At 64.3% G+C, this 586-nt stretch carries 2 protein-coding genes; one reads left to right on the forward strand and one right to left on the reverse strand.

Going from position 1 to position 586, the window contains the following annotated elements:
• Positions 1–226 (reverse strand): response regulator (locus tag PNI01S_RS28170; protein ID WP_159457355.1); only part of this gene is annotated, 226 nt, incomplete at its 3' end.
• A 27-nt stretch (positions 227–253) separates the two neighbouring features.
• On the opposite strand from PNI01S_RS28170, the gene PNI01S_RS28175 reads away from it, so the two are divergent.
• Positions 254–586 (forward strand): hypothetical protein (locus tag PNI01S_RS28175; protein ID WP_218191863.1); only part of this gene is annotated, 333 nt, incomplete at its 3' end.

Genomic DNA, 586 nt, shown 5'->3' on the forward strand with positions numbered 1-586 from the left:
GGCGCAGTTCATGAATGAACTGCAGCCGGTTGAGGCCGGGCATGTTCAGGTCGAGCAGGAGGAGGTCCGCACGCTGCTCCTCCAACAAAGCCTGCAGGCGCAGGCCGTCCGCCGCCTCGCCGACGATGCGGATGTCGTCCAGGGTCGACAGCAGCAGGCGCAGGCCGTCCCGTACGATGCCGTGGTCATCGGCGATGAGCACCCGCAGTTCGCGCTTCCCTTCCATCACTCGTCTCCCTGAGGCACTACGGACATGCATAACAGCCTGCAACAGCGCGACCTGGTCGATCTCTTGTTCCGCCAGTCGTATGCCGTGCTCTTCGCCAACCTGGTGATCCCTCTGCCGGTGCTGTACATCTTCCGTAATGCCATGGCGCCGACGGCGATGGTCTTCTGGCTGGCCGTGCTCTACTCGCTCACGCTGGCGCGGATTGTCCTGGCACGGGCGTACTTCCGGCAAGCCCCTGCGCGCACGCTGGGCAAAAGTTGGCTATGGAGCAATACGCTTTTGTCCTGGGCGAGCAGCCTGCTGTGGGGCTGGCTGGGCTGGGTCGGCTTCGTCCACGGCGATCCGCAACTGTTCGCC

Origin of the sequence: Pseudomonas nitroreducens NBRC 12694 (genome assembly GCF_002091755.1) — a bacterium.
Classification (GTDB): domain Bacteria; phylum Pseudomonadota; class Gammaproteobacteria; order Pseudomonadales; family Pseudomonadaceae; genus Pseudomonas; species Pseudomonas nitroreducens.